This is a genomic window from Pontibacter sp. HJ8 (assembly GCF_054824225.1).
Window position 1 is genome coordinate 1 of record NZ_JSYF01000366.1, and the last position, 14106, is coordinate 14106.

The following is a 14106-nucleotide window of genomic DNA, read 5'->3' on the forward strand; positions in this document are numbered from 1 at the left end:
AGGCCCCGCCGGCCAGGCGAAGCTATGCAACAATGTCAGGTTGCTATACCTAAGCACCTTGCTCGCCAGTTACAAACTGGTCTCATGGGCAACCACAAGTTACCGCTGCGCTCAAAGTTGCGGATATATGGACTTGATGAAGCAGACTATGCAAGAAAGTGAGAGCCGCAAGCTTGCATCAGCCGGAGACTGCTACTTTATATACCTATACCTTTTGCACGATCCGGACAGGTCGCGACCTGTCCCTACAAAATACGCTTATAGCTAAGGCACTATTTTATTCACAGCATCGATCATCGCCATTACCTCACTTGGGTGATTGCCTAACTTCTCCCCCCTTTTCTTCCCCAACCGCACGATCACGAGTCCTTTTTCAGGTATAGCGATGATGTACTGCCCCAAAATACCGCGGGCATAAAAGATAAACTGCCCTTTATAATCGGGGAGCAGCCACCACTGGTAGCCGTAGAAGTCCGTTGTTTCGCCGGAGCTTGCTGTTGGTAAGCTGCTGGGCGTAAGCGAGGCCTGCACATAGTCTGGCGTCACGATTGTATCGCCGTGCCAAATCCCCTGGTTCAGGTATAGCTGGCCGATGCGGGCAAAGTCCCGGGCATTGGAAAAGAAGCAGCAGTAGGCTTTCTCATTCCCGGCAGGATGGTCTATACTCCACTCCGCTTTGTGGGCCGCCCCCAAAGGCTGCCATAGTTTCTCTTCGGCATACTCTGCCAGATTTTTTCCGGTAGCTGCCTCCAGCACGAAGGCCAGCACCTGCGTGTCGCCGCTCTTGTACTCAAACTTCTGACCGGGCTCCTCTACCGCCTCCAGCCGGTTGATCACTTTTCGCAGGTCAGCACCATAGTAGGCTTCCGTTGTCATGGAGAGCGGGTTACTGTAGGACTCGTCCCAGTTCAGGCCGGAGCTCATCCAGAGCAGGTGGCGCACTGTGATCTTGGACTTGGCTCCTTCCCGAAACTCAGGCAGGAAATCACCCACCGGTTGGTCCAGGCTTTTGATCTTGCCTTCCTTCAGCGCCACACCCACCAGCACGCTCACGATACTCTTAGCCACCGAAAAAGAATTACTCAGCGACTCTTCCGAATAACCATCCCAGTATTGTTCATGTAGGATAGAATCATTTTTGACGATCAGGAAAGCCACGGACTGTAGTTCCTGGTGCAGTTGCTGCAACTCAGGCGGCAGCTGTACCTTGTTATACTGGCTGGATTTAGGCCATGGGATGGGTGTGTCAGGAGCTTCTATTGTACGCTGGTGAAAGATGAGGTTATCATCTATATCCGCAAAGTTGTAGACGAGCGCTTTATACACATAGTTCTTATCAGCCATCTGCAGCCATGCCGCCAGGAGCCCCAGCACCAGCACGGTTCCGAGGCCGAAGCGTTTTGCTTTTCGGTTCATGTATGCGCTTAGAAGTCGTAGCCTAAAGTGACATAAAACTTAGGCCCTTTGCGTGCGTTGTCTTCTTCGCTCCAGGCTACGTCCAGTTTGCCATACACCCCAAACAGGGTGGTGCGGGCTCCGAAGCCATAGCCTAACAGGAATGGGTTGCGGTAGTTGATCACCGTGATCTCAAACGGGTTGGTAGAGGTCTGGTCTATTCTGCCACCGATCACCCGCGTGTTGATGGAGTTATTGCCCGTAAACGGATTGGAACCGTTGTAAGCCGAGCCTGCATCAGCAAAGGCAATGAGCTGCAGATTGCGGAAGAAGCCTGAGGGAACGGGCGCATTGTACAGGTACTGCACGATAGGAACGCGTAGTTCGAGATTGCCCAGCAGGTATTTGAAGCCACGGCGGGTGTTAAAGTTAAAGCCCCGCAGCGGAGTGGCATATTCCAGGTAGAACAGATCGGCCGGAGAGCGCACGGTCACAGCATTTGGATCTGCCTCGTCATCTTCGGAAGCGAAGAGCCAGTTATCCATGCCGCCGATCAGGAAATTCTTGGGAGCTTTGCCAAAAAAGGCACCGTAACCGATGCGGCCAGCCAGTATGATCTGGCGGTGAATCTTCTGGTAGTGGCGCAGGTCCACATAAAACTTATTGAAGTTACCGGCAGAGCTGCCAAAGCTTTTCAGGGCCAGTATACCTGCTTTCATACGGGAGCCTTCCAGCATGTTCACGCCCCGCACCACCGAGTTATCAAACACGATCTCTACGTTGCCGCCTCCGAAGTTGGTCACACTGTCGGGCGTAATAAAGCTGTTGACATACGTAAAGCGGGTGTTGACAAACTTAGGCTGCATGCGGATACTGGTGCTGTAGCTGAGCGGATAGACAAGCGTAGGCGAAAACTCATGTTTCCCGAAGCGCACCACCGAGCCTGGCACCTCGCGTACTTCTCCCACGATCACATCGCGGCGGTACTGCATGCCGATGTCGAAGCGGTTCTTTAGGTTCATGTACTCGGCAAACATGCGGCTCGTCTCCAGGTCGGTGCGCAGGAAGGCGCTGCCCTGTACGTGGTGGTTTTCGAAGAGATCGCTCATGTTCACGCCGCCTACCAGACCAAAGCCCAGCTGCGGATCAGCGTATACCGAGGTGATCACCTCCTGCACACTGAAACGCAGGTCATAATCCACGGGGCCAGCCAGGGGTATACCGCTTTCGAGGGTCGTGGAGCGGTTGCGCTGCGCCTTTGCTTTTGTAGCTTCTGCTGCCTCCTGCTCTTTCTGATCACTTTCAAACTCGTAGTTCTCGATATTCACCTCGCCTTGCCGCTGTGTCTTCTTGCGGGTAGCGCCTCCGAGCAGTTTGCGGCTGGCACCGGCTGTGCCGATGGGGTTGCGGGCGCGTGTCTCGAGAATCACCTGCCGGGAAGTTTTAGGCAAGGAATCGGGAACGGAAGGCGAATAGTCCGGGAACAGGTATACAAAACTACGGGCATTGTCGCTCGCTGTCAGGGCCAGCGTGTTGGTGCTGCCTTTGTAGTCATAGCTGTTAATGTCCTGCATAAAATTAGAGATCGGCCTGCTGCTACCCGACGCCAGATCGTAGCGATACAGGCTGCGGACGCCGGTCTCTTCGCTCAGGTATACCAGGTTGCCATCGTCAGTGGCGCGTGGCCGTATTTCACTTGCAATCGAGAACGTGATCTGGCGGGCTCCTGCGCTGATGCCGTCGACTGGCAGCAGGAAGATGTCGTAGTTGTTGACCACACCCGAAAAGGTAGCCTCAGCGGTCAGGCCGGTGGTATCCACATACCTGTTGGAGCTAAAGGCAATTTGCCCGCTTCCTTTCAGGAAAACAGGCTGGATATCGTCGTAAATATCGTTGGTGAGTTGCTGTTGCAGGCGTCCGCTGCTGGTAAGCAGGTATAGGTCTGACTGTCCTTCCTTCACGGCACTCATCACGATCGAATGGCCGTCTTCGGAGTAACTCAGGTCGCTTACCTGCGAGAACTGCTTTAGCGTAACGGCTGCGGTCCTGAGGTCATCGAAGGCCGGAATGCGCGAGCGCCGCCTGCTGGCGTTGATCTGGCGCAGGGTCATCTGCCCGCGGCGTGCCTCTACAAATCCCAGTTGGGTGTTGGTGCGCCAGGCCAGCACAGGCAGGTTGTAATCTACGCGCTGGTCTACTGTTTTGTAGCCACTCTTCCATACCACGCGGCTGCGGTTGCTGCGCACGTCTTTCACGATGATCTGGTAGCTGCCGTGTTCATTCTCAGCGTAAGCCAGTAACGTACCGGCCGGATTCAGCACAGGCTCGGTATAACGGATGTCCTTTTTATTTTTCTGGAAAAGTTTTCTTTCGGCCGGCAGGCTGACCAGCGGGTTTTCGGCGCGCGTATTGATCTGCATGTAATAGTTGTGGGCATCCTGCAGAAAGCGCTTGTAAGGAATGTTGAGGCTGCTGGTGATGCCGATCTCGATGTCGCGCGTGATGCGGGTCAGGTTCAGGATGTTCTGGATGGAGGTATAGCCGTAGCGCTCGGCAATATAATTCCAGATGGCCTGGCCGGTCAGTTGCTGGTCCCGGGCAAAGAGATCTTCCATGCGGGGCTGTGCATTCACCATCAGCATATCCCGGACATAGTCATCCATGCGCATGCTCCAGCCCTCTGCCGTATACGCTGCCACTCCGCTGACAAACCACTCGGGCAGGCGCAGCAGGTAGCTGCTCTGCAGGGCTTCTTTCAGGCTGCCGCCATACATCATATCGTTGAGAAGCAGCTCGGTGAGCTGGTAGCTCAGGTCACGCTTGAAGCTGGTCTGGGTACCGTCGAAAGCCAGCTCCATCTTGTTTTTGAGGAAAAGCGTTTCGCCCCCTGTCTGAAACTGGTCGCGCTGCAACCCAATGTTACTCTGCTTGAGGTCCGTTACAGAGTTGTAGACGATGAGCGTGATCTTGGAGTAAGGGTAGTAGCCGATAAAACTGGTAATGCGCTTGAGTTCGCGCTCGGCATATTCGGCAGCATTCCGGGCAGCCTGGTCGCCGCCTGCATAAAAGTAAATGTTGAAGTTCTGGGTGCTGTACAGCTTCCAATCGAAGTTCTTATACTGTATCCGGCTCCGGCCAAAGGTCTCCTGGTTGGGCTGGGCATAAGACGCCTGGCCTGCCGACGCGCAGAGCAGAAACAGCAACAATAACCTTATAGTAAAACGCATGCGCTTAGAGTTCTGGGTTATGGTGTTTTATGTAGTCGTAATATAACGAATAATATCTCGAAATCTGTACGTCAGGCAGCATTTCTGCCTCTTCTGCCAGGGCTTTTGCAAAAAGATCGGCCAGGTAAGGCGCCATCAGCACGCCTTTGGATCCCATCCCGTTGAAAACACTCAGCTGTGCATGTTCCGGGTGCCTGCCGATCAGCGGCCGACGGTCGCGCACGGCAGGCCGTATACCTGCCCAATGGTTTTTTACGTGGTAAGGCTGTGTTGTGATTTGCTCAAACCGCTCCGTCAGTTCTGCCTTCCCTTCGGGGGTCGGTTCCTCATCCGGTTGCCGCCAGTTGTAGGTAGCGCCAATCTTGAAGCGGTCTTCACCTACCGGAACAACGTAAACGGCTTTATTATAGATACATTCGGGCTCAAATTTCCCGGTCGTCTGCACCTCCAGCACCTCACCTTTGGTCGGCTGCAGCGGCAGCCACTTAAAGTAGGGGTTGTGCACGGCCTGCCAGCCCTCGCAAAAGATGAGGTGATTGGCCGTAGCAGCTTTGTAGGATACCCCTTGTTCTGTGAGCTGTAATTGCGTTATGTCGAACCGCTCGGGCAGCAGCAGGCCGGCCTCCAAGAGTTCGTGGGTAAGCAGGTCCAGCATATCGGACACCAGCAGGTAGCCGCCCTGCTGGATCAGGATGCCGCCGTAGGGGTCTTGTACAGATGGTGTGCCGGTGCTTTGGGTATAGGTAGCGCCAATGTATTCGCTCCAGCTATCGCCGGCACTTTTGGCCATCCAGTTATTTTGCTCCTCAATCGTAGAGAATATCTTGTAGATGGGCTTGTGGAAAAAAAGCGGCTGCTGAAAACGGGCTTCCAGCTCATCATAGAAGGTATCGGCAAAAGGCAGCAGGGAATCGACCAGCCAGGATTTGGCAAAGCGCTTGCCTGCCACCGGGTTTACCAGCCCCGCCGCTACCCGGGAGGCCGAGTTCTCTTTCGGTTCATCGATCACCAATACCAGGTGGCCCTGTTTGCGTAAAGTATAGGCTAGTATGGCACCGGCCAGCCCGTGTCCCACAACTATATAGTCATAATTCATTCGGGCAATTTACGACTTACGCCTTAAGTTCGTAACTTAGAAGCCGAAATTGTCGCCTCAGAGGCCTTGCCAACATACGATCTTATGAAAGTTACCTGCCTTACGTTTAATCCATTCCAGGAAAACACCTACCTGCTGCACGACGAGACAAAAGAGTGCGTTGTAGTAGACCCGGGCTGCTATGAGAAAACCGAACAAAAAGAGCTGCAGCAGTACATCCGGGAGAACGACCTGAAAGTGGTACGCCTGCTCAATACCCACTGCCACATAGACCATGTGCTGGGCAATAAGTTTGTGGCCGATACCTATGGCGTAGAACTGGAGATTCACGAAGAAGACCTCCAGACGTTGCGCTCCGTGCCGGTATATGCGCCTTCCTATGGTTTCCCGATGTACGCCGATGTAGCGCCTTCCACCAGTTTCCTGAAAGAGGGAGACACGATCCAATTTGGCAATACGGAATTAAAGATACTTTTTGCGCCAGGACATGCGCCGGGTCATGTGGTGTTCTACGACGAGTCCGGCAAGGTATGCATCGGAGGCGATGTGCTCTTCAAAGGCAGCATCGGCCGCACCGACCTGCCCGGCGGCGATTTCGACACCCTGATCGACAGCATCAGAACCAAACTTTTCACACTCCCCGATGAGACGGTGGTGTACCCCGGCCACGGACCTGAAACGACCATCGGGTATGAAAAGAAGTATAATCCTTTTCTGCGCTAAGTATACCGGATGAAGACATACATTCCCAACGCGATCACCTGCCTGAACCTGCTATGCGGCTGCCTGGCGCTTTACTTCGCTTTCAATGAACGGTTGGAATATGCAGCCTACCTGGTAGGTATAGCAGCTATCTTCGACTTTCTGGATGGCATGCTGGCCCGCGTGCTCCGGGCTTACTCTGAGATCGGCAAACAACTGGATTCCCTTGCCGATATGGTGTCGTTTGGTGTCGTGCCGGGCGCTATCATGTTTGGCCTTCTTTCGCAGGCGGAGGCTACTATACCCGGTATACCTGCTGATGTGCTGCCCTTCTTTGGTTTCCTGATCACCATCTTCTCGGCGCTGCGCCTGGCCAAATTCAACATCGACACGCGACAGGCAGAGTCGTTTATAGGCGTGCCCACACCGGCCTGCTCTATGTTCATTGCTTCGCTGCCGCTAATCCTGGCCACCTCCGGCTATCTGTATGACGACTTTCTGCTCAATCCATACTTCCTGCTGATCGTGACCGTTGTTTTCTCGTACCTGCTGGTGGCCGAACTGCCTTTGTTTGCGCTTAAGTTCAAGAACCTGACCTGGAAAGACAATGCTACCCGGTTTATTTTCCTCGGTATTTCGGTAATCTTACTGGCTCTTGTTAAATTCGCAGCTATACCACTCATTATCGTGTTATACATTTTATTATCTATCGTTAAAAAAACCTCAACCTCATGAAATTTACTGCCGAAATCAATGTAATGCCACGTCCGGAGTTATTAGACCCGCAAGGAAAAGCAGTGCTGCTGGGCTTAGAGCACCTGGGCCTTGACCAGGTAGATGATGTGCGCATCGGAAAACACATTACCCTGCAACTGGAGGCAGAGAACGAAGAGATCGCCAAAGAGAAAATAGAGAAAGCATGCAGCAAGTTGCTGGCTAACCTGATCATGGAGTCCTATACCTACGAGTTGCACCAGCGCTAGTTCATCCGGCTGTTCCAGAAGATTTTATCCAAAATCATATAGTATAGAGGATAATGTTGTGTAAATTTATACAGCTTCCGCCCGGAAGGCATTATCCTCTATTTCTTACCTAGCCTGTATATGCGGCCTTTTCGACTCCTCTATACCTGCATGCTGATCACCTTTGGCTTGCTTGCAACAGGAGCAAAGGCACAGGATGTACCTCCTCTTGTTGCGCTGCAGTGGCAGGGCCATGCCGAGGTGCTGCCTGCCGCAGGTATGGCCGGAAAAGTGCCTGTCTTTGCAGGTGCCTCCCTCGATTTTGCAGAGCGTCTGCCCTACTACCGGCTGGAGCTCCCCGGCACCCACATCAGCAGCTTTCAGCTCCGGGAGGCCCGCTACGAAGCCTTTGCCCCCGAAGATCAGAAACTGTTCCGCCGCCAGGACATCGGGCCCGAGCCGCTCATCACCATCAACAACGCTACCCGGAATAAGCTGCCGCAAGGTATCGTCACGCTCCTGCCGGTCAGGCAAAACCCACAGACCGGGCAACTCGAAAAACTGGTCAGCTTTGGCTATACCTATACCTCCCAAAATACTGCTACACAAAGCACCTCCGATAGCAAAGAAAACATCGCGGCTACTTCCGTACTGAGCACCGGCAACTGGTATAAAATTGGCGTGGCCGGCCCGGGTATATACCGGATTGACAGATCCTTGTTGCAGACACTGGGCATCAGTACGCAAGGTATGGATCCCAGAACGCTGCAACTGTACGGCAATGGCGGCGCTATGCTGCCCCAGGTAAACAAGACACCGCGTCCCGATGACCTGACGGAGAACGCGATTTGGGTAGCAGGGGAGGCAGATGGCCGCTTTGATGACACCGATTACGCCCTGTTCTATGCACGCGGTCCCCATACCTGGGAGTACGACGCCGGCAGCCAGTTCTTCCGCCATACCCAGAACATCTACTCCGACACAGCTTACTACTTCATCCGGGTAGGGGCGGCAAAGGGTGCCCGCATTGCTTCCCGTGAGCAGGCAACAGGCGCAGGCCAGACCATCAGCAGCTACAACGAGCGGCTATACCATGAGCGTGACCTCAAAAACATGGTATACTCCGGCCGGGAATGGTATGGCGAAGACTTCAGTACCTTTAACACCTCGCGCGATATCAGCTTTGCCGTGTCCGATCTGGTAGCGGGCTCTGTAGTCAAGCTGACCACTTTTCTGATGGGCAACTCCCCTGCCGACAATTCCTTTACCATTAAGCTCAACAACCAGGTACTGGGAACCCAGGCGATCAGTGGCAGGGGCAATTTCCCTTATCATCCGGAGGGAGTGAACAGCAGCAGCACCTATACCATCGGCCAGCAGACGCTCGGGCAGCCTACCGAGCTTAAAGCCTCGCTTGCCTACAGCACAGGAGGCAGCTCTACCGCCCTGGGATACCTGAACTACCTGGAACTGAACTACGAGCGGCAACTGAAACTGTACAGCGACCAGACCAGCTTCCGCTCCATTGCCAGCCTGGCGACCCCGGTCAGCACCTTCCGGGTGGCGGGAGCACCGGCTACCGCGCAGGTATGGGATGTAACCGACCCGCTCCGCCCCTTGGCCCAGCAAACGACTCCCGGAACGGAGCTTAGCTTTACGGCACCTTCGGATGTGCTGCGGGAGTTTGTAGTTTTTCAGAACAATGCCGGACTGAAACCAACGGCATTTGGTAGAGTTACCAATCAGGATTTGCACAGCCACAACCTGGACGGCAGCCTGGACCTGGTCATCCTGACGCACCCGCGCTTTCTGCAGGAAGCCAACCGTCTGGCAGCCCACCGACGCCAGCACAGCAACCTGGCAGTGGCTGTCGTTACCACCACGCAGGTATACAACGAGTTCTCATCCGGCGCACAGGACGTAACCGCTATCCGGGATTACATGCGTATGCTCTACCAGCGCAGCCCCAAGCGCGGCAGTGATGTGCTCTACCTGCTGCTCTTCGGCGACACCTCCTATGACTACAAAAACCGACTCCCCAATAACACCAACTTTGTGCCGGTCTACCAGTCGCGGCAGTCGCTGCACCCGATCACCAGCTACTCCTCCGAAGATTACTATGGATTCCTGGACGAAAATGAAGGCGAATGGGCCGAAAGCAGCTCCGGCGATCACCTGCTGGATGTCGGCATAGGCCGTCTACCGGTGAAAACTCCCCTGGAGGCCGCTACGGTGGTAGATAAGATCATCGCTTACGACAGCCCTGCTCACTTCGGCAAGTGGCGCAGCCAGGTCACGTTTGTGGCGGACGACGGCGATTACAACGAGCACCAGAACGATGCCGACTACCTGGCCGGCTTCCTGGAAAACAACCATCCGCAGTACAACCCCAACAAGGTATACCTGGACCTGTTCCGGCAGGAAGCCGTGTCGAACGGGCAGCGGTCTCCGGAGGCAGTTGCCGCCATCGACAAAGCAGTAGAACAAGGCTCGCTTATCGTCAACTATACCGGCCATGGCAACGAGATCAGTTGGGCCTGGGAGCAGATCCTCACTATACCACAGATCAACAACTGGCGGAACAAGGACCGCCTCACGTTCCTGCTGACAGCTACCTGCGAGTTTGGCCGCTACGACGACCCTAACCGTTCTTCCGGCGCCGAATTATCCATCTTAAGCGCCCAAGGAGGCACAGTCGGACTCCTGACCACTACCCGTCCGGTCTTTTCGAGTGACAACCGGGTACTCAACCGAAACTTCTTTCGCACCGCCTTCACGCCTGTTGATGGCCGCATGCCCCGGTTCGGTGATCTGGTACAGCGAACAAAAAACAGCAGCATAACCGATAACATCAGTGGCTCGAGAGGCGTGAACAACCGTAACTTCACCCTGCTGGCCGACCCTTCGCAACAGCTGGCTTATCCCGGGCTAGAGGCCACCATCACCCGCATCAATGAGCGCGAAGCCGCCGCCGACACTCTGGGAGCCCTGGGAAAAGTCACGCTGGCAGGTATAGTCGCCTCTGCTGCCGGCACGCCTGAGAGCAGCTTCAACGGCAACCTGCACGTGACGGTGCATGAAAAGCCAATCACCCGCCAGACCTTAGGCGACAAAGGCGATCAGTCCGGAGCGGGCAGCATACCTGTGCCGGTCAGCCTGCGCGAGAACATTGTGTACGACGGTCAGGCTACCGTAACCGCAGGTCAGTTTGAAGTAAGCTTTGTGGTTCCCAAAGATATCGACTACCGGTTCGGAGCCGGCAAGATCAGCCTGTATGCCAGCAGCACGACACAGGATGCCATGGGAGCAGATACCTCCGTGATCATAGGCGGCACTGCCCGGAATATACCTACTGACAACACGCCTCCGACTATCCGTTTGTTTATGGATGATGAGTCTTTTGTATTTGGTGGTAACACCAGTCAAAGCACGCTACTGCTGGCAAAACTTTTTGACGAAAACGGGGTTAATACGGCAGGTATAGGATCGGGCCACGAGCTAACCGTTATTCTGGATGAAGGCACTGACAATGCCATCGTATTGAATGACTACTATACTTCGGATCCGGACAGCTACCAGTCGGGCAGTATACGCTACCCGTTCAAAGACCTGGAAGAAGGACCGCACTCACTTACGCTGAAAGCATGGGATACACACAATAATTCTGCAGAAGAATATTTAGAATTCGTTGTATCTAATTATGAAAACTTAGCGTTATCACACTTGATGAATTACCCTAACCCTTTCTCTTCCAGCACTACCTTCCATTTTGATCATAACAGAGCCGGTGAGAATTTAGATATCCAGATTCAGATATTTACCGTATCAGGAAAATTAGTGAAGACATTGCAGGCAACCAGCTTCAGCAGCAAGGCACACATAGCCGAATTAAGCTGGGACGGAAGAGATGAGTTTAACGATACACTTGCGCGTGGAGTATACGTTTATAGAGTGAGTGTACGTTCTCAAAGTGATGGAGCCAAAGTGACCATGTTTGAGAAACTTGTGATACTGAACTAGTAAAATCCTCTAATGTTTCTATATTTGATTCTTGCATCAACACCCTTTATATGTATAAGAAAAGTTTACTTGTAAAAGCCGCTTTCTTTGTGGCTGCCTTCACCTCAGCGCACATTGCAACAGCACAGACCACCATCGGACAGGATTCTAAAACTGTTACGACTGCGGTGCCGATTTTGACTGTAGCTCCTGATGCCCGCTCCGCTGCCTTGGGTGATGCCGGTGTTGCACTAAGTCCGGATGCCAATGCTCCGCACTGGAACCCTGCTAAGCTGGGCTTCGTGAAGACGGACATGAGCGTAAGTTTTTCTTATTCGCCCTGGCTGCGTAAGATAGTCGACGACATGTCCCTGAGCTACCTCTCAGGCTACAAAAAACTGAGCGAGACCTCAGCTATCTCTGCATCTCTCTTATACTTTGACCTGGGTGATATTCAGTTTATCGATGCACAGGGCCATGACATTACAGAGTTTTCGCCAAAAGAATATGCGCTTTCTGTCGCGTACGGCCAGGCTTTGAGTGAATACTTTAGCTTAGGTATAGGAGCCCGTTTTATCCGCTCCAACCTGGCTGGCAACGTGACAGTCGGTGGCAGTGGCCAACCGTTTGAATCCAAGCCCGGCAATACAGCAGCTGTAGACGTAGGTGTATACTATAACCGGGATCTTTCTCAAAGCCTGAACCTGGGTCTGGGAGCCAACGTTTCCAACATAGGAGGTAAGATCGCCTATACGAACGGGGATCAGAAAGACTTTCTGCCTACTAACCTGAAACTGGGAACAGCTATCACCTATAACCTGGATCCGTACAACAGCATTACCCTGGTAGTGGACGCCAACAAGCTGCTGGTTCCTTCTCCTGGTGCTGACAGTACACAAACCGTACTCAGTGGTATCTTCACTTCTTTTGGAGATGCAGAAGGAGGATTCAGTGAGGAAATGAAAGAGATCAACTTTTCGGGAGGTATAGAATATTGGTATAACAATCTGTTTGCAGCCAGAGCCGGTTATTTCTTTGAAAGCCCTGAAAAAGGAAACCGTAAATACCTTTCAGTAGGTCTTGGTCTGCGTTATCAGAAGTTCGGCATAGACGCTGCCTACCTGATACCAAGTGAGCAAGGCAACCCGCTGGCAGAAACCATGCGTTTCAGCATAGCGCTTAACTTAGATTAAAAATTACAGTCAAAAATGCTTGATAGAAACAAAGCACCAGAAATACACGAAATAGAAGCAGTAACGCTACAAATAGCTGAGGTCACGCACTTAAGCAACGGAGCCAGATTGCATATCATAAAAAGCGAAACCCAGCCTGTAATCAGGCTGGATTTTGTTTTTAAAGCGGGCAAGTGGTATGAATCCGAGGCAGGTGTGGCTGACCTTTCAGGCAAAATGTTGTTTGAAGGGACAGTTAACCATACGGCCAGTCAGATAGCAGAGAAAGTAGCTTATTACGGTGCATCCTTTGAGAACAACCAAGGCTATGACCGCACCGAATTCACGCTTTACTGCCTTAGCAAATACATACCTGAACTCCTGCCTCTGGTACTGGATGTACTACAAAACCCTACCTTTCCGGAAGAGGAATTTAACCTGCTGAAGAGACGTAACCAGCAGAACCTGAAAGTACAACGGCAAAAAAACAGCTACCTGGCCACGCATAGCTTCACGAAGCTTGTATATAACAACCAACACCCGTATGTATTCGGGCTGGATGAAAATGCGCTGGATGGCATAACCCGTGAATCACTTGTTAATTTCTATGCTTCACGATTCAGCACCAGCAATCTGGAAGTGTTTGCCTGCGGAAGTATAGATGATCCGATGCAACTGTTACTGGAGCAGGAGATACAGAACCTGAATCTTACAGGCGACACCGAAGAAAGCGGAAACCTTGCGGCTGATAGTTTAGGCAATGAAACCAATGCTTTTGTAGATATGCCCGAAAGCCTGCAATCTTCCATCCGGATCGGGAAGCAATTCCCGATGATCCACCATCCGGACTATCATAAGCTGGTTGTGCTAAATGAAATACTAGGAGGTTATTTTGGCTCCAGACTGATGCGTAACATCCGGGAAGAGAAAGGCTTTACCTATGGTATATACTCTGCCATTTCTCCTAAGGAACAAGACAGCCTCTTTTATGTAGGAACGGACGTCAACTTTGAAGTAACAGAAAATACAATAGAAGAGATTAAGAAAGAGATCAGGATCCTGCAAACAGAGGAAGTCCCGGAAGATGAACTACATGTCGTAAAGAATTACATGCTGGGCAAATTCCTGAATGATATTTCGACCATCTTCGAGCAATGCGATAGGTATAAGCGCATCATCTTGCAAGGGTTACCGCATGAACATTATAATAACTACATCACAACTATCAGATCAGTTACCGCCAGGGAGCTCAAAGAGCTGGCACAACAGTACCTGGCCTTAGTAGAACTGAAGACAGCTGTCGCCGGGAAAAAGGCATAATAGAGCTTCAATCATCTTCTAAACAAAAGAGGCCTGCTAAATTAGCAGGCCTCTTTTGTTTAGAAGATACTAAGTATAATCTTCAATCTATAAGCTTTATACTTACTTGAGTTGATGCTGCAAGTGTTACCTCTCTGAATTCAGTTAGACTCCGTCTAGTGCAGCTTTCCAAATTCTCTCTACTTAAACAAGAGAAGGTTCTTATAAGATTTCTTTATTGCCCCCCTCCCTTC

9 protein-coding genes are annotated in these 14106 nt (G+C 52.3%); 6 read left to right on the forward strand and 3 right to left on the reverse strand.

Features of this window, described 5'->3' with window-relative positions; genetic code table 11:
• Positions 1 to 264 precede the first annotated feature (264 nt).
• From OB13_RS15600 to OB13_RS15610, 3 genes are read right to left on the reverse strand one after another with little or no spacing between them, the layout of a single operon-like run.
• Positions 265 to 1416, reverse strand: coding sequence for a serine hydrolase domain-containing protein (locus OB13_RS15600; protein ID WP_461491103.1), 1152 nt, complete (start codon positions 1414 to 1416; stop codon positions 265 to 267).
• 8 nt (positions 1417 to 1424) lie between these two features.
• Entirely contained in the window at positions 1425 to 4622 is a 3198-nt protein-coding gene (locus tag OB13_RS15605) for a TolB family protein (RefSeq protein ID WP_461491104.1), read from the reverse strand.
• A 4-nt stretch (positions 4623 to 4626) separates the two neighbouring features.
• Positions 4627 to 5718, reverse strand: a complete 1092-nt coding sequence (locus tag OB13_RS15610) for an NAD(P)/FAD-dependent oxidoreductase (RefSeq protein WP_461491105.1) — start codon at positions 5716 to 5718, stop codon at positions 4627 to 4629.
• An 84-nt stretch (positions 5719 to 5802) separates the two neighbouring features.
• Here OB13_RS15610 and OB13_RS15615 point away from each other — a divergent pair, with 84 nt between their 5' ends.
• The 6 genes from OB13_RS15615 (at position 5803) to OB13_RS15640 (ending at position 13873) form a co-directional block, all read left to right on the forward strand.
• Positions 5803 to 6441 carry an MBL fold metallo-hydrolase gene (locus OB13_RS15615; RefSeq protein ID WP_461491106.1) on the forward strand — a complete coding sequence of 213 codons (639 nt, stop codon included), beginning with the start codon at positions 5803 to 5805 and terminating at the stop codon, positions 6439 to 6441.
• A 9-nt stretch (positions 6442 to 6450) separates the two neighbouring features.
• A complete protein-coding gene (gene pssA / locus OB13_RS15620; protein ID WP_461491107.1) occupies positions 6451 to 7155 on the forward strand; it encodes a CDP-diacylglycerol--serine O-phosphatidyltransferase in 705 nt (234 codons plus the stop codon).
• Positions 7152 to 7403 (forward strand): phosphoribosylformylglycinamidine synthase subunit PurS, encoded by a 252-nt coding sequence (gene purS, locus OB13_RS15625; protein WP_461491108.1) that lies wholly within the window; start codon positions 7152 to 7154, stop codon positions 7401 to 7403. The genes pssA and purS overlap by 4 nt, the downstream gene beginning before the upstream one ends.
• 120 nt (positions 7404 to 7523) lie before the next feature.
• Positions 7524 to 11402: a type IX secretion system sortase PorU gene (porU, locus tag OB13_RS15630; RefSeq protein ID WP_461491109.1), complete on the forward strand. Its 3879-nt coding sequence runs from the start codon at positions 7524 to 7526 to the stop codon at positions 11400 to 11402.
• A 50-nt stretch (positions 11403 to 11452) separates the two neighbouring features.
• Positions 11453 to 12574 carry a type IX secretion system outer membrane channel protein PorV gene (porV, locus tag OB13_RS15635; protein WP_461491110.1) on the forward strand — a complete coding sequence of 374 codons (1122 nt, stop codon included), beginning with the start codon at positions 11453 to 11455 and terminating at the stop codon, positions 12572 to 12574.
• Positions 12575 to 12682: 108 nt separating this feature from the next.
• Positions 12683 to 13873, forward strand: a complete 1191-nt coding sequence (locus OB13_RS15640; RefSeq protein ID WP_461491111.1) for a M16 family metallopeptidase — start codon at positions 12683 to 12685, stop codon at positions 13871 to 13873.
• Positions 13874 to 14106: the final 233 nt, after the last annotated feature.

Coding starts and splice junctions, on each gene's coding strand:
- OB13_RS15600 (WP_461491103.1), bottom strand. CDS start 1,416: ATGAACCGAAAAGCAAAACGCTTCGGCCTCGGAACCGTGCTGGTGCTG.
- OB13_RS15605 (WP_461491104.1), bottom strand. CDS start 4,622: ATGCGTTTTACTATAAGGTTATTGTTGCTGTTTCTGCTCTGCGCGTCG.
- OB13_RS15610 (WP_461491105.1), bottom strand. CDS start 5,718: ATGAATTATGACTATATAGTTGTGGGACACGGGCTGGCCGGTGCCATA.
- OB13_RS15615 (WP_461491106.1), top strand. CDS start 5,803: ATGAAAGTTACCTGCCTTACGTTTAATCCATTCCAGGAAAACACCTAC.
- pssA (WP_461491107.1), top strand. CDS start 6,451: ATGAAGACATACATTCCCAACGCGATCACCTGCCTGAACCTGCTATGC.
- purS (WP_461491108.1), top strand. CDS start 7,152: ATGAAATTTACTGCCGAAATCAATGTAATGCCACGTCCGGAGTTATTA.
- porU (WP_461491109.1), top strand. CDS start 7,524: ATGCGGCCTTTTCGACTCCTCTATACCTGCATGCTGATCACCTTTGGC.
- porV (WP_461491110.1), top strand. CDS start 11,453: ATGTATAAGAAAAGTTTACTTGTAAAAGCCGCTTTCTTTGTGGCTGCC.